This window comes from Kocuria carniphila (assembly GCF_004136555.1).
GTDB lineage: Bacteria > Actinomycetota > Actinomycetes > Actinomycetales > Micrococcaceae > Kocuria > Kocuria carniphila.
Map to the genome: position 1 here is coordinate 12,531 of NZ_NOIT01000019.1, position 17,778 is coordinate 30,308.

General features: G+C 69.6%; 17 protein-coding genes and 1 riboswitch. Of the genes, 11 read left to right on the plus strand and 6 right to left on the minus strand.

What is annotated here, in order from left to right:
• Positions 1–66 precede the first annotated feature (66 nt).
• Both EWV37_RS13395 and EWV37_RS13400 read right to left on the minus strand, forming a co-directional pair.
• Positions 67–900: a heavy-metal-associated domain-containing protein gene (locus EWV37_RS13395; protein ID WP_338032831.1), complete on the minus strand. Its 834-nt coding sequence runs from the start codon at positions 898–900 to the stop codon at positions 67–69.
• Positions 901–1,031: 131 nt separating this feature from the next.
• Positions 1,032–1,244 (minus strand): heavy-metal-associated domain-containing protein, encoded by a 213-nt coding sequence (locus tag EWV37_RS13400; protein ID WP_129702172.1) that lies wholly within the window; start codon positions 1,242–1,244, stop codon positions 1,032–1,034.
• 743 nt (positions 1,245–1,987) lie between these two features.
• Between EWV37_RS13400 and EWV37_RS13405 the strand changes: the two genes are divergently transcribed.
• Positions 1,988–3,199, plus strand: coding sequence for a heparan-alpha-glucosaminide N-acetyltransferase domain-containing protein (locus tag EWV37_RS13405; protein WP_129702174.1), 1,212 nt, complete (start codon positions 1,988–1,990; stop codon positions 3,197–3,199).
• 77 nt (positions 3,200–3,276) lie between these two features.
• On the opposite strand, the gene EWV37_RS13410 is transcribed toward EWV37_RS13405, so the two are convergent.
• The 4 genes from EWV37_RS13410 to EWV37_RS13425 all read right to left on the minus strand — a co-directional run bounded on the left by EWV37_RS13410 (position 3,277) and on the right by EWV37_RS13425 (position 8,115).
• Complete coding sequence (locus tag EWV37_RS13410; RefSeq protein WP_238663275.1) at positions 3,277–4,419, minus strand: sensor histidine kinase; 1,143 nt, start codon at positions 4,417–4,419, stop codon at positions 3,277–3,279.
• Entirely contained in the window at positions 4,416–5,138 is a 723-nt protein-coding gene (locus EWV37_RS13415; RefSeq protein ID WP_129702176.1) for a response regulator transcription factor, read from the minus strand. The genes EWV37_RS13410 and EWV37_RS13415 overlap by 4 nt, the downstream gene beginning before the upstream one ends.
• Positions 5,139–6,293: 1,155 nt before the next feature.
• Positions 6,294–7,178 (minus strand): C40 family peptidase, encoded by an 885-nt coding sequence (locus EWV37_RS13420; protein WP_129702178.1) that lies wholly within the window; start codon positions 7,176–7,178, stop codon positions 6,294–6,296.
• A 274-nt stretch (positions 7,179–7,452) separates the two neighbouring features.
• Positions 7,453–8,115 carry a C40 family peptidase gene (locus EWV37_RS13425; RefSeq protein WP_129702180.1) on the minus strand — a complete coding sequence of 221 codons (663 nt, stop codon included), beginning with the start codon at positions 8,113–8,115 and terminating at the stop codon, positions 7,453–7,455.
• Positions 8,116–8,120: 5 nt separating this feature from the next.
• Positions 8,121–8,313, minus strand: a riboswitch (cyclic di-AMP (ydaO/yuaA leader).
• 597 nt (positions 8,314–8,910) lie between these two features.
• Here EWV37_RS13425 and EWV37_RS13430 point away from each other — a divergent pair.
• From EWV37_RS13430 to EWV37_RS13475, 10 genes are all read left to right on the plus strand, one after another.
• Positions 8,911–9,321 carry a four-helix bundle copper-binding protein gene (locus tag EWV37_RS13430; RefSeq protein WP_129702182.1) on the plus strand — a complete coding sequence of 137 codons (411 nt, stop codon included), beginning with the start codon at positions 8,911–8,913 and terminating at the stop codon, positions 9,319–9,321.
• Positions 9,322–9,500: 179 nt separating this feature from the next.
• Entirely contained in the window at positions 9,501–10,010 is a 510-nt protein-coding gene (locus EWV37_RS13435; RefSeq protein WP_129702184.1) for a DUF305 domain-containing protein, read from the plus strand.
• A 279-nt stretch (positions 10,011–10,289) separates the two neighbouring features.
• Entirely contained in the window at positions 10,290–10,982 is a 693-nt protein-coding gene (locus EWV37_RS13440) for a DUF305 domain-containing protein (RefSeq protein ID WP_129702186.1), read from the plus strand.
• A gap of 105 nt (positions 10,983–11,087) precedes the next feature.
• The gene (locus EWV37_RS13445; RefSeq protein ID WP_019310385.1) at positions 11,088–11,432 is read left to right on the plus strand and encodes an NADH-quinone oxidoreductase subunit A; all 345 of its coding nucleotides are present in this window, start codon (positions 11,088–11,090) and stop codon (positions 11,430–11,432) included.
• Positions 11,423–12,574 (plus strand): hypothetical protein, encoded by a 1,152-nt coding sequence (locus tag EWV37_RS15735; RefSeq protein ID WP_238663276.1) that lies wholly within the window; start codon positions 11,423–11,425, stop codon positions 12,572–12,574. The genes EWV37_RS13445 and EWV37_RS15735 overlap by 10 nt, the downstream gene beginning before the upstream one ends.
• Entirely contained in the window at positions 12,567–13,502 is a 936-nt protein-coding gene (locus EWV37_RS13455; RefSeq protein ID WP_029603322.1) for a complex I subunit 1 family protein, read from the plus strand. The genes EWV37_RS15735 and EWV37_RS13455 overlap by 8 nt, the downstream gene beginning before the upstream one ends.
• A 3-nt stretch (positions 13,503–13,505) precedes the next feature.
• Positions 13,506–14,069 carry an NADH-quinone oxidoreductase subunit J gene (locus tag EWV37_RS13460; protein ID WP_129702188.1) on the plus strand — a complete coding sequence of 188 codons (564 nt, stop codon included), beginning with the start codon at positions 13,506–13,508 and terminating at the stop codon, positions 14,067–14,069.
• Positions 14,066–14,368, plus strand: coding sequence for an NADH-quinone oxidoreductase subunit NuoK (locus tag EWV37_RS13465; protein WP_010534530.1), 303 nt, complete (start codon positions 14,066–14,068; stop codon positions 14,366–14,368). The genes EWV37_RS13460 and EWV37_RS13465 overlap by 4 nt, the downstream gene beginning before the upstream one ends.
• Positions 14,365–16,275, plus strand: a complete 1,911-nt coding sequence (locus tag EWV37_RS13470; RefSeq protein WP_129702190.1) for a proton-conducting transporter transmembrane domain-containing protein — start codon at positions 14,365–14,367, stop codon at positions 16,273–16,275. The genes EWV37_RS13465 and EWV37_RS13470 overlap by 4 nt, the downstream gene beginning before the upstream one ends.
• Positions 16,276–16,277: 2 nt before the next feature.
• Positions 16,278–17,768 carry a complex I subunit 4 family protein gene (locus EWV37_RS13475; RefSeq protein WP_129702192.1) on the plus strand — a complete coding sequence of 497 codons (1,491 nt, stop codon included), beginning with the start codon at positions 16,278–16,280 and terminating at the stop codon, positions 17,766–17,768.
• Positions 17,769–17,778: the final 10 nt, after the last annotated feature.

Below are 17,778 nucleotides of genomic sequence, written 5' to 3' on the forward strand. Positions count from 1 at the left end.
TTCTTTCTCTCGATAGGGGCGCCACCGATCCGGTCGCGACGCTCTCAGTGGTGGGCCGGGAACGGGTCAGTGCTCGCCGTGGCCCTCAGCTGTAGCGCCAGCCGAGGGCCTGGTGTCAGCTGCCCCGGTGGTGTCGAGGGCGAACTGGGCGGTGTGGACCTGCCCGTCGACCTGGAAGTCGAAGTAGAGGTAGTACCGGCCCGGGGTTGGGGCCGTGGTGGCGAACTCGACGTCGGGCCCGGAGACCTCGTCGGCGACCGGCTCAGCACCTTCGGGGTGGACGTGCAGGTAGGCCAGGTCCCCGGCGCGCAACGCGACCAGGTGCCCGTAGGCACCCAGGTAGGGCTCCAAGGTGGTGATCGGCTGTCCGTCCCGGGTGACGCTGATGGTCAAATCCGAGGTGGACCCGGCCGACAGGTCGCCTTCCACCGAGACCTGAAACCCATCGACCTCATCGGTGGCGGTCGCCTCCGGGGCGGCCGGGGTGAAGGCTCCGGCCACATCCACGGTGCGCGTCAGCGTCAAATTCTGCTCCGCACCGGCCGGCACGACGTCGGCGTAGACCCGGTAGGTGCCGGCCGCCTCCCACTGCCACGGCAGCGACCAGCGCCCGGCCTCATCCATCACCGGGTGCACGTGACGGAACCCGGTGCCATCGGAGCGCACCACAATCAGGTGCATCTGTCTCCCGTGGGAGGTCTCGAATTCAGTGACCGGGGCCCCGTCGGGCCCGGTGATCGTCAATGACAGCTCCCCGGCGTCCCCGGTGGTCCCCGGCGCGGAGACCTCCTGGAGGAGGTAGCCGCTCTGCTCCCTGCTCACGCCCTGGGGAGTGTGTTCCGCGTGGCTGCCGGAGGTGGTCTCGACCGGGTCCTGGCCGCTGTCGGTGTGCTGGGCCATCTGGGTTCCTTCCGCCTGCTGTGTCCAGGCCGACACTGTCGTCTCTGGCACTACGGCCCCGGCCGCCGCGAAGGCCCCGGTGAACACCACCGCCAGCCCCGCTGCGTAGGCCCCTAGCCGTGCGGCGGCGTTCACGCCGACCGCGCTGGCTGGTAGCCGGCCTCCTCGACCGCGGCGACGACCGCTGCCTCGTCCACCGGCAGATCGCTGGTGACGGTCAGCTGGCCGCTCTGGTGGCTGACCTCCACCCCGGTCACGCCCGCGACCTCCTGGACCTCCTCACGCACCGACATCGCGCAGTGCCCGCAAGTCATCCCGGTCACCTGGAACTGAGTGGTCGTCATGGTCCCGTCCTTCCCGACTAGTTACCCCTGGGGGGGTATATGTGTATGTACAGGTGTACCCCCCAGGGGTACATCTGTCAAGTGTTGCCGTGGGAGGGAAAGTGGTGGCAGGTCAGGGGCGAGGCGGTATGGTCGCGGCGGGTTCCGTGGTGCTCGATCCATGCGCTGGCCTGCCGGTGGAGACCACGTGGGCCCGACCTGGGGTGCTTGCCAGTGCCACGGGCACACGAGACGGCGGCGTTCCCTTTGCTCAGCTCTGACTCCCTTTATTGATATCGAAGTCGCTTGTTGAGCTTTTCTCAAGACAACATGAAGATTTCCTGAAGCTTGCTCTTTGAGGTGCTTTGAGGACTGATTTTCCGAGTCAACGAAGGCATAGTTAGCACCTGAGAACCCCCCGTTCTCATCGGCCCGTGTACGGGCATACGGGTGCCCCGGTGTTGCTCCCCAGGGCCGGGGCACCCGTCATTATTCAGGTGAAGCGTGGACCCGGTCCGGGGCGCGGAAACCCGCGAGGCCCCCAAGGGGCCCCGCGGGTTCTGTGCTGTGATTCCCTTTTCTCCTTTCGTGTGGTGACCGTAGGAGTGAGCACCTCTGCGCTCCATGGATCCTGAAGTCTTTATGGATTCTTGAGAATTCCGCGACGGGCACTCCAAGTGGGAGGACCACCCTGAGGGCAGGACGGTCCCGGATGCACCGGGACGTTGTTGTCAACAGGGGGAATGATGAGTAGTGGACCGAGAATGGGAGAGCATCCGCCGGCGGGTCTCGCAGACGCGGTGGTCCGGCCCACGCGCCGGTTGGTGGGGATCGATGCGGCTCGAGGGCTGGCGCTGATCGGGCTGATGGCCATTCACCTGCTGCCGGCCTGGAACGAGGAGACCGGAGAGGCGAGCTGGTCGTGGCGGCTGTTCTCGGGGGACTCGGCGGCCCTGTTCGCCCTACTGGCTGGGGTGGGGTTGGCACTGACCTCCGGGGGGCGGCACCCGCACGAGGGCAGGACAATGACCGCTGACCGGATCGGCCTGGTGGTGCGCGCGATGCTGATCGCGATCGTGGGACTGTGGATCGGCACACTGATGTCGGAGGACCCGCCGGCCTACAACATCTTGATCTACTACGGGGTGTTCTTCCTGCTGGCGATTCCGTTCCTGCACGCAGGTCCGAAGTTCCTGTTCATCTCTGCGGCGATCTTCGGGGTGGTGTCCCCGCTGCTGATGCAGGGCCTCCAAGATGTGTTGCCCGAATTTGTCTCCTACAACCCCACGTTCACGGATCTGCTGACACAGCCCGGTGCCACGGCATCCCAGCTGCTGCTCACCGGGACCTACCCGGCCCTGCCGTACATGACCTATCTGCTGGTGGGGCTGGGGCTGGGGCGGTTGAACCTGCGCAGGACGGAGGTTCAAGCTCGACTGGTCGTGGTGGGAGTGGGGCTGGCGATCTTCGCCCGGGTCACCTCCTATGTCCTGCTCTACGCCTTCGGCGGCTACCAGCAGTTGTTGGATGCCTCCTCGATGGGCGAGCACGAGCTGGATGATGTGCTGGTTTGGGGGCCGGATTCCTTGCCTACGGACACCGCGTGGTGGCTGGCGATCGCCACCCCGCACACCAACACCCCGCTGGCGATCGCGGCCAGTCTGGGGGTGGGCCTGGCGGTGTTGGGAGTCTTCCTGCTCATCGGCCCGAAGATCGGGAAATGGTTGCTGCCGCTGTCGGCGATGGGCGTGATGACCTTGACCCTCTACACCGCCCATCTGGTGGCGCTGTCCTTCGAGATCCACTACGAGCTGCCCTACCTGTGGTTCATGGTCCACCTGGCGGTCGCGGCGCTGTTCGCGGTGGCCTGGCATCGGGGCCTGGGACAAGGGCCGCTGGAGAAGGTGGTCAGCACCAGTGTGAAAGGCACCCGCCGGCTGGTGCTGGGCGGGCCGGCCAAGAACGGCCACGGATAGGAAGCGCAGGCAGCAACGACATGACGGGCCACGCCCGCCGCCGTCGCAGGCAGACCGGCCTGGCGATGCCGCTGCGGTCAGTCCGTGGGCGTGTGGTGGGGCAAGCGGATCCGGAAGCTGGTCCCGCGCCCGGGGCCCTCACTGGTGGCCTCCAGGGACCCACCCTGGGCCTCAACCAGCGACTTGCTGATGGCCAGCCCCAAGCCAGAGCCTCCGCGGTGAGCTTCCCGGCCGGTGTTGGCGCGGTAGAAGCGCTCGAACACGTGCGGGAGATGCTCCTCACTGATGCCTTCCCCGGTATCGGTGACGGTGACAGTGACCGCCTCCGGAGCGTAGTCGGTGTGCACGGTGACGGCGCCTCCGGGCGGGGTGTGGCGCAGGGCGTTCTCCAGCAGGTTGCCCAGCACTTGTCCCATCCGCTCCCGATCAACCAGCACCGGTGTGACCTCCATGCCGGTGCTGATGGAGGTCACCGAGATGTCCTGGGCGGCGGCGTCTTGTTGGACGGCCGCGACCGCCTGGGCTGCCAGCCGGCTGGGGTCTTGGGGGGTCAGTTGCAGGTGGGTCATACCTTCCTCAGCGGCGGTGAGCTGGCGGATGTCGCGGGCCAGTCGCTCCAGCCGGGTGATCTGGGCGTAGAGGATGCTGGTGGTCCGTTCATCCCACTGGACCACTCCGTCTTCGATGCCCTCCAGGTGTCCTTTGAGACTGGCCAGGGGGGTGCGCATCTCGTGGGCCAGATCGGCCAGCATCTGACGCCGGGTGGTGTCCACGGCGTCGAGCTTGGCGGCCATGTCGTTGAAGGAGGAGGCCAGGGAGTCGAACTCCGGGCCCAGTCCGGTGGAGGTGACACGCACGTCGTAGTTGCCCGCGGCCACCTCGCCGGCGGCGGCGCTGAAGGAGGCCAGGGACCGCCCGATGGTGCGGTAGAGGTAGAAGGTGAGCATCCCGGCGAGGTAGAGCGCCGGGAGCCCTCCGATGGTCAGGGCGGTGAGACTCACCGAGCGGAAGGCGTCCTCCAGGTGCACCAGCCCGAGGGCCTCATCGGCGTGTCCGGTCTCGACGAGCTCGTGGTGGAACATCCTCGGTCCGACCAGGACCGCGGTGATCACCACGATGATCAGCCCGATGGCCAGCACCGCGGTCTGGGCCAGCATCAATCGCACCGTCAGCGGGCTCCAGGACCAGCGGTGGGTGCGCTCGGAGACGGTGGCGCTCATCGTCCGGTGCCCATCCGGTAGCCGATCCCGCGGATGGTGTGGATGAACCGCGGGTTGGTGGCTTCGTCGCCGAGCTTCTTGCGGATCCGCCCGATGTGCACGTCCACCAGGTGCTCGTCCCCGGTCCAGTGCGTGTCCCAGACCATCTCCACCAGCTGCCGGCGGGAGAGCACCAGCTGTGGGCGGGCAGCCAGGCACAGGAGCAGGTCGAACTCGATCCGCGTCAACGCCACCGGTTCCCCGGCCAGGTGCACCTGGCGGGAGTCCTCCTCCACCACCAGCTCCCCGATCACCAGCGCCTGCTGGCTGTGCTGGGAGCCTGCAGTGGGTTCGGCATCTCCTGGGCGGGCCCGGCGCAGCATGGCTTGGACCCGGGCCACGAGTTCGCGCGGGCTGAAGGGCTTGGTCACGTAGTCGTCGGCGCCCACGGACAGGCCCACGATCTTGTCGACTTCGTCGTCGCGGGCGGTGAGCATCAGCACGTGGCAGTCCGAGAAGGTCCGCACCTGACGGCACACCTCGATTCCGTCGATCCCGGGCAACCCGAGGTCCAGCACCAGCACGTCCGGGGTGAAATCGCGCACCGCGGCCACGGCCTCGGTGCCGTCGTGGCGCACGGCGACCTCCAGCCCGGCCTTGCGCAGATATCCCGCGACGAGCTGCGCCAGGTCGGTCTCGTCGTCGACCACCAGGATCCGGCCGGTCGGGGGCGTGGGCATGTGGGCTCCTTAATCAGTGGGTGGGACCGTGCCTGAGGTTCGGGGCATGGGGTGGTGGGGCTGGTGCAACATGGCCGTCGTGCCGGGGCACGAGATGTCTCGCCCGGCCATGGTGCGGGTGACGTCATGGATGCGGCGCCTCGGGTTTCTCACCCCGCGGGCCGGAAGAACCTGGGCCTCCTTTTTGCGGGCATGGTGGGGGAGCAGGGGCAGAGTGATGCCGGGAGGTGGGGGTAGGTCGGCCGGGAAGGAGGGTCTTGGGGCCCTGCCAATGGTGCGCGGAGGCGGACACCCGTAGATCCGCCAGATCCGCTCCGGCCACCCACGGCATTACGTCGATCGCCAGAGCGGACAGGGCCGCAACATAGGCCGTGGCGTTGGTGCTGGCCTCCACGTGCATAGTGAGGGAAACGCCTCCTGGCCCGTAGCTTCGCAGGCTACCGTCGTAGACCGTGAGGGCCTGCCTCAGGGACTGCGCCAAGGGACCTTCCACCCGGACGGAGGTTCTCAGTGTCGCTGCCACCGTCCACGTGCACATGTCGCTCCTTCCGCCACACATCGGTCGGGACGGGGCCATCTGGCCAGTGGTCCCACCGGCCGGAGCTGGGAAGGGGCGAGAGCCTGACCATCAAGCAGCGCCACGGCCAGTCCAGCGGCCTCAGACCGCAAACCGGTGCTGGTCGGTGCCGTGGCCCTGTCCTGGAGACCAGTCTGCGGGAGAGCCGGGAGGATATGGGTCAATTCATGCACTCTGCCCCGGAAAACGGCGACCGAAGGCGGTGGTGGACTCTCAACGCCGCCACGCCAACAGTTCCCGGTGCCTCTCGTTCCGGTTCTCTGTACTTCTCGCCTTCGACGGGCCGACTTCTCCGGGTTGCCGGAGCTGAGGGTGTTGGCCGCTGGAGGGTGGTCTGGGGGCTGTGCCGGTCCTGTCATCAGGAGAACACTGGAGCCCCCGGCGTCACAGCGGACGGGGTCATCGTCGACAGCGACGCGGTGGAGCGCAGGCCACCCTGCTGGGGTGCTCCCGGGGTGTCGACACGACGGTGGCCAGCTGCTCGATGCTCAAAGGTGCCTCCAGATGCGGAAACCGGGTGCGCGGAACCTGTCTGGCCGACCAGGAACCGCGCACCCGGAAACTGTGCTGGCGTGCGCTCAGCGCACGCGGATGTAGACGGGGCCGGTGCCCACGTTGACGCTGTCGACGACGGTGCTGCCGCCGTTCCAGCCGCCGTGGACGGCCTTGCCGCCGCCGATGTAGACGCCGATGTGGGCTGTGCCCATGCCGCCGTCGGCGTAGTAGACGAGGTCGCCGGGCTGGGCCTGGCCGGCGGAGACCTGAGTGCCGAGCGTGAAGTATTCAGCCGGCCAGCCGCGGAAGTTGATCCCGGCGGCCCGCAGGGCGTTGCTCACCGCTGCGGTGCAGTCCTGTCCGACGCCGAGCTGTCCCATGGCCGCGGAGGCGATGGCCGCGCCCTTGCCGGAGGATGAGCTCTGCGGGGTGACCGTGCGCTCGGCGGCCGGAGCAGCCTGCACGGCCGGCTTTGGGGCGGGAGCGGCGGCGGGCCTGGGGGCCGCCTGCACAGTCGGCTTCGGGGCGGGGGACGCCACCGGGGCGGGTGCGGTGACAGGCTTCGGGGCCGCCTGGACGACTGGCTCCTGGACGACTGGCTCCGGGGCGGGTGCGAGGGCCGGGGCGGCCACGGCCTTCGGTGCCGGAGCGGCCACGGCGGGTGCCGCGACGACCGGGGCATCGACTTTCTGCTCCGCCTTCTTCTCGGTCTTCTTCTGGTTGGTCTTCTTTTCGGCTGTGGTTACGTGGGCGACCGGCTCGAGGGACACGGTGGGCGCTGCGGTGGGGGTGGCGGCAGCGACGGCCGACAGCGGGGCGTCGGTGGAGGCATCCGAGGTCGGGGTTGCCTGCACGGAGACGGTGGTGGCCAGGGCCAGGCCGGAGAAGGCCGCGACGGCGGCCACGGTGCGGGCCTTGCCGGTGAGGAGCGAGCCGAGGCCATTCGAGGAGGTCAGGTCACGAGTCATGAGGAGTTCAGCGGGCTTTCTGGCGGGCCGGGCGGATCTGTCGGAACGGTGTGGTGACAGCACGGATTACCCCGGTCAGGGGTGCAGGGTGTCACGGTGTCCGGCAGAGCGGGCCCCGGATCGGGAGCACCGCGCACGGCGGGTGAGTGGAGGAGAGGTGTGGTGCCCGCAGTGGACGAAAAACTCACTTGAGAGGCGGGGATTCTCTTGTGCAACCGGGGCGAGGACCGGGGCCCTCCGCGACGATTCCGGTCGTTGCGGAGGGCGGGCCGGCTCAGCGGTAGGTGTAGTAGCCGTCCACCGGCATGGCGTTGACGGAGTGGACGAAGGTGCCCTGGGTGGGGTTCAGGGCGGAGATCATCTTGCCGCCGCCGATGTAGATGCCGATGTGGGCCCCGCCGTTCTGGGAGACGAGGTCCCCAGGCTGCGGGGTAGCCGTGGGGGTGGCCGCGGCGATCTGCTGGAAGCTGGTGCGGGGGATCTCGATGCCGTTCTGGGCGTAGGCCCACTTCGTGAACCCGGAGCAGTCCCAGGCGCCGAAGGCGGTCCCGCCCCAGACGTAGCCGGTGCCGGCGCCCTGCATCGCGGTGCCCACGATCCCGGAGGCGCCGGTGATCTCGGTGATGTCCGCCGACTGGGTGGACACCGTCGCGGTCGAAGCGCTCTGCTCAGGAGCGGACGGGGCCTGGGTGGAGGCGGTGGAGACGGTCTGCGGGGCAACGACGGCCTGGGTGGCCGTCGAGGAGTAGGTCGTCAGCGCGGACGCGGGGGCCGAGTAGGCGGTGGCGGTGCCCGCGGGGATCTCGGCGTAGGCCTGGGCCGGGGCGATGGAGCCGATCACAGCCGCGCCGGCGGCAGCGGCGATCGTGGTGGTACGCACCAGGTGCGAGGTGGTCTCGGCGCGGTGGCGGGCAGTGCTGCGCTTGAAAATAGTCATGGGTGTGTTCCTCCCTTTGCCTACGAGGTGAGCTGTCGGATGCGGGTGGGAGACACCCGGCCGCTCCGGACGCAGACGTCCTGGGCGACTTAACCCCTAGGTCCCGGGTCACCGGGACCGAAAATGGTTCCCCCGCTTCTGCCAAGCGATTTCTCTTCAGGGACCCCGGGCACCGGCAGAATTCGGCGATGTGCACGAGGGCGCCGACCAGATCGATCAGCGGCACGCAGTGGACAGTAGCCCATCCATAACGAAAGTGTCACGTTTAGATCACAACCCGGTTTCTTCCCTCGGTCGGGGCTGAGAAGCCGGGCTCCTGGGCCCGGGAAGGCGCGTTCCGGAAGAGATAGGTTCGTCGCCCAGCTGAACTCGTCACGCAGCTATTGGCGGATTAGGGCCGGTCTGACTGGGCAAAATGGCATCGTGGCGCGCATTTCGCTGGACACAGTCGACGACGGCAAGAGACTTGGGACTACGCGTAGTCTCCAGTGTTTCATGGGCAAACACCAAGGCTTCGTGAGGGAACTTTCGAGGTGGCTCACAGTTTGGAAAGGTCTCGGGGCGCCATTTCGAGATGCACGACGGGATTTCTTCACGGAATCTCTATATTCGGCCCGCTGCATCGATGCAAAAAACCAGTCGATGGGATGCAGTTGCGCACCGCTGAGGTGTTCATCTTCATCAAATCTTCAAGATTTTGGGTCGCGTCACATGGAAAAGGCAGTCTACTGTCGATGGCATGGCGGGCTGGCTCCGGCCGGTTCGTCTCCTGTTGAACCGACGAAGGAGCAAGCCATGACCCATCACGTGAGCGCGATGCTGGAGACCTACCCGAAGGACCTCGGTGGGGTGGACAAGGAGAAGCTGGCCGCCTGTATCGAGGCGTGTTTCGAGTGCGCCCAGACCTGCACCGCCTGCGCTGATGCCTGCCTGTCCGAGGACATGGTCGCGGAGCTGACCAAGTGCATCCGCACCAACCTGGACTGCGCGGACCTGTGCGAGGCCACCGGGCGAGTGCTCTCACGTCACACCGGCTACGACGCGAACATCACCTTGGATGCGATCAAGGCCTGCCAGATGGCCTGCAAGGCGTGCGCCGATGAGTGCGAGCAGCACGCGGACATGCACGAGCACTGCCGGATCTGTGCCGAGGCCTGCCGGCGTTGTGAGGCGGCTTGCGCCGAGCTGGTCGCCTCCCTGGGCTGAGCAGAACCTCCCGCTGACCCATCATCCGGGCGGCGGGGGCGGTGAGAAGGCCCGTGGCCGGCTGGGATCGGCGCTACGGGTGGATCCCGGACCTCTAGGGGTCAGGGCACCGCCATGACGCACCTGCCGCCCGGGTGATGCACCTGATGCACGAGGAAGTCACCAGAGGAACGAGGACAATGACAACGAACGCGAGTGCTCGCAACCAGCGCCACGAAGACAAGGCCGGCCACCACGGCACCTCGAATCGGATGTACTGGATCTTCGCGGCCATCCTGCTGGTCAACCTCGGGCTGATGTGGGTGTTGACGATGTCGATGATCCGCACCTGGGACCACTTCTACTTCAATCCCAGCAACCTCTACATGGCGTTCATCATGGTCACCGCGATGGCCATACTCATGGTCGTGGGCATGTGGTCGATGTTCCAGAACACCAAGCTCAACATCGCCCTGCTCATCGGCTTCATCGCCTTGTTCGTCGCGGCGCTGCTCTTCGGGCGCGCCGAGGTCGGAGTGGGCAACGAGGGATTCTTGAAGTCGATGATCCCGCACCACTCCCGGGCCATCCTGGTCTGCCAGGAATCGAACATCACCGACCCCGAGATCCAAGACCTGTGCGCCACCATCGTGGAGACCCAGCAGGAGGAGATCGCCCAGATGCAAGACATCCTCACACGCTACGAATGACCCGCTGAACGGGGGCCGACCCGGGCTGCGGGCCCTCGGCACTTGATGTGCACCATTGACCGGTGGAGGCCGCTGAGCGGCACCCACCGGTGCAAGAGGAAACTCGGCCGGACGCCCGGCCCGAGTGCTCCGCCTGGTTTCCTCTCCCCCCGTCTCCGGCACTGCAGACGGGTTCGTGCCTCCCACCGTGGCGAACCACGGTCCGCCCGAGGCCGCCTATCTAGTGGTTGAACCGGGTTCATCCTCCGGGCCTGTTCGCACCGAAAGAGAGACCTGATCATGCTTCCCACCCTCACCCGCGGCCGCCGTATCGCCGCAGCCGCATCCAGCCTCACCCTCGCTGCCACCTTGCTGGGCGGAGCAACCGCCCCGGTCTTCGCTCACGGAGAGGCCACCCCCGTCTCCTCCCACTCCCAAGCGGAAATGCTGCAGCCGGACCCGACGTCGCCGACGGCCTACGAGTTCGGCGAGACCCTGGCCACCCTGGAGGGCGAAGAGCTGGAAATCACGTTCCTGGCCGAGATCATCCCGCACCACCGCGCCGCCATCGAGATGTCCCAGCTGGAGCTTGAGCGGGGGGTCAGCCCGGACATCCGCACGCACGCGGAGAACATCATCGCCAACCAGGAGCACCAGATCGACCAGTTCACCCGGTGGCTGGAGGAGTGGTACGGGCTGACCCCGGAAGAGGCCATGGCTCAGGCCCCGGCAGAAGCCCAGGAGGAGATGAAGATCCTGGAGGAGGAGACCCAGATGATGATCGAGGAACTCTCGGCCGTGGAGGCCGGTGAGGACTTCGACGTCGCCTTCGTGCAAAAGATGATTCCGCACCACCAGAGCGGGATCATCGAGTTCCTGGAGCCGCAGTCCCGTGCCGTGCACCCGCAGCTGCGAGTGGCGGCCACCGCGGGGATCACCACCCAACAGGCCCAGGTCGCGGACTTCCGCACTTGGCTCGCCGGCCGCGGCTGATCACCGAACTGAAACAGCGCGATCGGTGGGGGCCACCTGTTAGGGTGGCCCCCACCGATCAACGACAGACTTCGATGTTCCGACCGCGCGAAAGGGGAGACCATCGTGTACTCCGGGATCGTGGCCATGGCCCTGGTGGCGCTGTCGGTCGTCGTTCTCCTCTATGCACTCCACCGCGCTGCCGTCATCACCGCCGAGCCGTTGACGGTTCTGCCCGCCCAATCCGGGTGGATGCCCCAGGAGCACGCGCTGTCCCGATTCCACGCCCGCTGGTACCTCGCCTCAATCGTGTTCCTGGCCTTCGACGTCGAGATGCTCTTCATGTATCCGTGGGCGGTGGTCGTGATCGAGAAGGGGATCTCCGCGGTGGTGGAGATGTTCCTGTTCCTCGGGGCCCTGCTCGTCGCCGTGGCCTGGGCCTGGCGCGAAGGAGCCTTCCGATGGGCCTGAGCGGTGCTCTCGCCCGGCTCGCGGTCCGGGCCACCCGGGTCCTCGTCGTCGAGGTCCCGGGGCACTGGGCGACCCGGATGGAGGTCGAGCACCAGCTGCTCCGCCGTGGGTGGCGACCGGCGTGGACACCAGCGGATGCGGACGTGCTCGCAGTGTGCGGTGCACCCGGCCCCGAACTCTCCGAGCTGGTGGACCGGCTCTGGGAGCAGATGCCCGGTCCCCGCGTCCGCGCCGACATCACCTCGCCCGGAACTGTAGGTTCCGCCCTCGACGCCGCCGCAGCCCTCCTTCTCGACACCCCGCACCACCGGACGGACGCCCAGGAGCGGGCGCAGGAACCCGAGATCCCCGAGGACGCGGATCATGGGGGTCACGGGGGCATGGACCACGGCGAGATGGACCACGGCGAGATGGACCACGGCGGGCACGGCGGGCACGGTGGGATGGACATGGCTCCGGAGGGGATCCCGCTGGCCGAGGGCGGGGAGGACCGTGACGGACTGGAGATGGACGTCCTCCATCTGCCGCTGGGTCCCGTGCTGCCGTTCTGGCCGGCCGGGCTCGTGCTGCGCTGCTCGTTGCAGGGGGATGTCGTGGTCAACGCCGAAGCCTCCATGGTGGACGGCAGGAACGACGACGAGGACGACGGCGCCGGAGCAGCCGGACCAAGTGCCGGTCCCGCGCCGGCGGCGGTGGTGCGGTGCGACCAGGTCATGGCGTTGCTGGCTCTCGCGGGGGTCGAGGACGCGGCGGCCTGCGCCCGCCGCGCCCGGGACGCCCTGCTGTGCGGTGACGAGGACGCCGCCCGGGACGCCGTCGAGCGGCTGGATCGGACGGTCCGGCGGTCCTGGCTGCTCCGGTCGTCGCTGCGGGGCGTCCTGCTGCTGGACCGGGCCGGCCTCGAGCGCCACGGGCTGCCGGGACACTGCCGCGGGGACGCCCACGACCGGCTGCTGTCCCGCGTGGAACGGATCCGGGCCGAGGCCGGTGGCACGGAGCCCACCCCGGCGGAGGACGGTGGGGTGCCCTGGGCGGTGGTGCCGGACCTGGTGACCGGGCTGGAGCTGGGCTCCGTGCGGTTGGCCGTGGCGAGCCTGGATCTCGATCCGCATCCTGCCGTCCAGGCGGTGGGGCATGGCTGAGAGCGTGGTGACGACCGTCCCCGGAGGATGGGCCGTGCTGGCGGGGATCCTCCTGTGCGGCTTGGCCTTCTTCGCCGTGGCGCTGGATGCGGCGCTCTCGGCCCGGGCGCAGGGCACCGGCGGCGGATGGGGCGCGCCGCTGGGCCGTGCGGCGAGGCTGCTGCGGCAGCGGCGCCGGAGCACCGTGGCCGCGGACACCCTGCTGTGGCGGATCGGTGGCGCGGGCATGCTGGTCGGGGCGTTCCTGATGATCGCGGTGATCCCGCTGGGGGAGTGGACGCTGGCGGACCTGGACGTCGGTGTCGTGTGGTTCAACACCGTGGACGTCATGGTCTGGGCGCTGGTCTGGTTGGCCGGCTGGGGTGCGAACTCCGCCCACGGCCTGGTGGGCGGCTACCGCTTCCTGGCGCACGGGCTGGCCTACGAGCTGCCGTTGATGTTCGCGCTGGTGGCCCCGGCGATCGCCGCCGGCAGCCTGGCCGTGGGCGATGTCGCGGCGGCCCAGGACGGCGTGTGGTTCGTGGTCTGGATGCCGGTGGCGTTCCTCGTGTTCCTCATCGGCGTGACCGGCTTCTCCGTGTGGGGCCCGTTCGCCCCGGCGCTGGCCGCCGACATCGGCGGCGGCGTGCTGGCCGAGCTCTCGGGGGTCGACCGCCTCGTCCTCCAGGCCGGGCGCTACCTGTTCCTGACCGCCGGAGCCGCCTTCTCGGTGCCGCTGTTCCTCGGGGGCGGGGCCGGGCCGGTCCTGCCCGGCTGGGCGTGGGTCCTGGTGAAGACCGTGGCCGTGCTCGCGGTGCTCGTGTGGTTGCGGCGGAAGCTTCCGCTGCTGCGCCCGGACCGGTTCATGGAGATCGGGTGGATGGTCCTGCTCCCGGCCGCCGTGCTCCAGGACCTGGTCGTGTCCCTCGTCGTCGTCTGGAAGGGCTGAGCCGTGCTGGTCGGAATCGTATTCTGGGTGCTCGCCGTGGTGGCCGTGACCGCGGGGGCAGCTGTGTTCGTGGTGGACTCCATGGCCCGGGCCACCTATGCCCTGGCGCTGTCGTTCATCGCGGTGGGGGTGCAGATTCTGCTGCTGGGCCAGAGCTACCTCGGGATCATCACGATCCTCATGATGGTGATGGAGATGGCGGTGATGGCGGTCTACATGGTGATGTTCATGGGCATGAACCCGGCGCTGATGCCCATGGACATGACCCACGGGAAGAAGACCGCGATCGTCGCCTCGGCCGGGGTCTTCGTGCTGCTGGCCGCCGGTGCGCTGCTCGTGCCGTGGCCGCAGCGGCGCGGTGTCCCGCCCGAGGACCTCACGCACGCGCTGGGCCTGGAGATCATGGGCGAGAAGATGCTGGTCATGGCCGTGGTGGGCCCTGTCATGGTGGCCACCATCGTGGCCGGGGTGGTCCTGGCCGCCCACCGCACCCGCTACGACCGGTTCGGCGACGACCTGCGCCGCCGCCCGGCCGATGATCCCCAGCCGGGGGGTGTGGGCCGATGACCCTGGAAGCGGTGCTGGTCGTGGCCGCCGCGCTGTTCGCGGTGGGGCTCTACGGCGCCCTGTCCCAGCAGGTGGTGGTGATGGTGATGATGGGCCTGGAGCTGATGATCAACGGGGTGCTCCTGGCCGCCGCGGGCTTCTGGTGGTTCCTCGCCCCGGACCCCTCCGGGCAGGTGCTGCTGCTGGTGGTCCTGGCGGCCATGACCGTGGAGATGGCCATGGGCTTCGCCGTGGCCACGCTGCTGCACCGCAGGCGCCAGACCGACATGACGGACATGGCCGAGGAGCTCTCCCGATGACCGCGGCCCAGGCCGTCCTGCTGGCCGTGGTGGTGCTCCCGGCCACCGTGGGGGCGGTGCTCGCCCTCACCCGGGCGGAGCGTGCCGCGGCCCCGGTCGCGGTGGCGACCGCCGCGGTGACCACGGTGCTCGCGGCGGTCGCCGCCCTGGCGCGGCCCGCCCTGGCGTATCCGTTCGTGGCCGGTGCCGACTTCGCGCTGGAGGCCGATGCCCTCGCGGCACTGACCCTCCCGATGGTCGCGGGAGTGACGCTCCTGGTGCTGGTCTTCGCGGCCGGCAGCATCCGGGCGGCACGGCCGCGCTTCCACGGGCTGATGCTGCTCTTCGCCGCCGCGGCCCTGACCACGGTCACGGCCGCGAGCCTGCCGGCGCTGCTGTTCGCCTGGGAGCTGATGGGCGCCACGTCCTACGCCCTGATCGGGTTCTGGTGGCGGGACGCCGACCGCGTCTCGGCCGGACTCACCGCCTTCATCACGACCCGCACCGCGGACTTGGGACTCTACGTCGCCGCCGGCGCCGCCCTGGCCGGCGGCGCCGGGATGGCCCTGTCCGCCCTGCCGGCCGCCGAGAGCCCGTGGCGGCACGTGATCGCGGCCGGGATCCTCGTGGCGGCCCTAGGCAAGGCCGCGCAGCTGCCGTTCTCCTTCTGGCTCTCCGGGGCGATGAAGGGCCCCAGCCCGGTGAGCGCGCTGCTGCACTCCGCGGCCATGGTCGCCATGGGCGGCTACCTCCTGCTCCGGGTGGAGCCGCTGCTGGCCTCCACCGGGTGGGCGGGCCCGGCCGCGGCGTGGATCGGGGCGGTGACCGCGGTGCTGATGGGGTTCGTGGCGCTGGCCCAGCGGGAGCTCAAGCAGCTGCTGGCGGCGTCCACGGTGGCGCAGCTGGGCTTCGTCGTGCTGGCCGCCGGGGTGGGCGCGGTCAGCGGCGGCGCGGCCCACCTGGTGGCCCACGCCTCCACCAAGGCGCTGCTGTTCCTGGCCGCCGGGGCGTGGCTGACGGCCCTGGGCACCGAGGAGCTCGCGGCACTGCGCGGGGCCGGCCGCCGGTGGCGGGTCGTGGGCGTGAGCGCGACCGTGGGGGCGCTGGCCCTGGCCGGGATCGCCCCACTGTCCCTGTGGGCCACCAAGGACGCGGTGCTGGCCGCCGCCCTCGAGGCCTCGGCGTGGCTCTACGCCGCCGGGCTCGTGGCGGCGGCCCTGTCGGCGGCCTACGCGGGCAAGGTCCTGTGGACGATCTGGCACCGAGGTGCTCGCGCCGAGGCCGCGGAAGGGGGCACCGGGAAGGTGGGGCCGCTGGAGCAGGCCCCGCTTCTCGTGCTCGCCGCCGGCGCGGCCGTACTGGGGATACTGGCCCTGCCCCCGGTCAGCCGGAGCCTCGCCGGGGCCCTGGGCGGGCACGGCGCGGTGGCGCCCGTCGAGCTGCTGGTCTCGGCCGCGATCGCCCTGGTCGTCCTGCTGCTGATGCTGCGCGTGCGCGTCCCCGAGCCGGGATGGGCCGTGCGGTGGCTAGGGTTGGAGGCCGCCGCGCACGCCGTCGTCGTCCGCCCCTCACTGGGCCTGGCGCACGCCCTGGCCCGGTTCGACGACCTCGTCCTGGACCGGGCCGTGACCGCCGCCGCCGGGGCCGTCCCGGTGCTGGCACGGGCCGCGGCCCGGTTCGACGACCGGGCCCTCGACACCGGGGTCGAGGCCACCGCGCACGCCGCCGACGCGACCGGCCGGGGTGCGGCCCGGCTCGACGACGACGTCGTGGACGGCGCCGTCGAGGGCCTCGCCGGCCGGGTCCGCCGGCTCGGGCAGCTGGCCCGGGCCCCGCAGACCGGGGCAGTCCACCAGTACTTCCTCCAGGCCGTCGCGGTGCTCGCCGTCGGCGTCGTGGCCTGGTCCGTCTACGCCGTGATGGGATGAACATGCTGAGCCTGATCGTCTTCCTGCCCCTGGCCGCCGCCGCCGTCCTGGCCGTGGTCCCCTCGATCGGGGCCGCGGCCGCGCGGTGGGCGTGGGTGGCGGTGAGCGTCGTGGAGCTGCTGCTCGTGGGCGTGCTGTGGGCCGGGTACGAGGACCCGGGACCCAACGGGCTGGCCTTCGAGGAGCAGGTGCCGTGGATCCCCGGGGTGAACAGCAGCTACCACGTGGGCGTGGACGGGCTCTCCCTGCCGCTGCTGGCCATGACGGTCGTCGTGTTCCTGGCCTGTGCCCTCTATGCCGTTCGGGACACGGACCGGCCCCGCGTGCAGGCGGCGCTGTTCCTGTTCCTGCAGGGCGTGAGCCTGGGGGTGTTCGTGGCGGCCGACCTCATCCTGTTCTTCGTCTTCTTCGACCTGTCCATCGTGGGCATGTACTTCGTGATCGCCGGGTGGGGCCACGGGGACGCGGCTCGGTCGGCGCTGAAGTTCTTCCTCTACACCTTCCTGGGCTCCCTGGCCCTGCTGCTGGGCTTCATCGGCCTCTACGTGGCCGCCGCACCCCACACCTTCGACATCCCCGAGCTCGTCGCCACAGCCCCGCTCCAGGGGGACGGACTCACCGGGGGGCTCGTGCTCGCGGCGATCCTGGTGGGGCTGGCCGTGAAGACCCCCACCGTCCCCTTCCACACGTGGCTCCCCCCGGCCCACACGGACGCCCCGGCCACCGGCTCAGCCGTGCTGGCGGGGGTGCTGCTGAAGATGGGCACCTACGGGTTCGTGCGCATCGCCATGCCGATCCTGCCTGAAGCGTGGCGGGCCTGGGCCTGGGTGATCGTGGCCGTCGGCATCGTCTCGGTGCTCTACGGGGCGTTCGTGGCCCTGGCCCAGACGGACCTCAAACGGATGATCGCCTACACCTCCGTCAACCACATGGGCTACATCGTCCTGGCCCTGGGCGCGGTCGGCGTCCTGGCTCAGGACGCCGCCCAGGCCCGGTCCGTGGCGGTCACCGGGGCGGTGGTGCAGATGGTCAGCCACGGATTGATCACCGCCGCGCTGTTCCTGCTGGCCGGGGTGATGCAGGACCGGGCCGGGACCTACGACATGGGCTCCTACGGCGGGCTGGCCGCCCCGGCACCGCGCTACGCGGCACTGTTCGCGGCCGGGGCCTTCGCCTCCTTGGGCCTGCCCGGGTTCTCCGGGTTCATCGCCGAATTCCAGATCTTCGCCGGCAGCATCGCGGTCGCCCCCGTCACCGCGATCGCCCTGCCGGGCATCCTGGTCACCGCCGCGCTGTTCCTGCGGGCCCTGCAGCGGGTCTTCACCGGCCCAGCGGCCGGGCACACCCCCGGGTTCGCAGATCTCCAGGGGCGGGAGCTGTGGTCGGTGGGTCCCCTGTTGGCCCTGTCCTTGCTCATCGGTGTGCTGCCCCGGGTGCTGCTCGAGGTGGTCGAGCCGGCCTCGAGTGCCCTCGTGAGCCTGGTGGGACGGTAGCCGGTGGAGG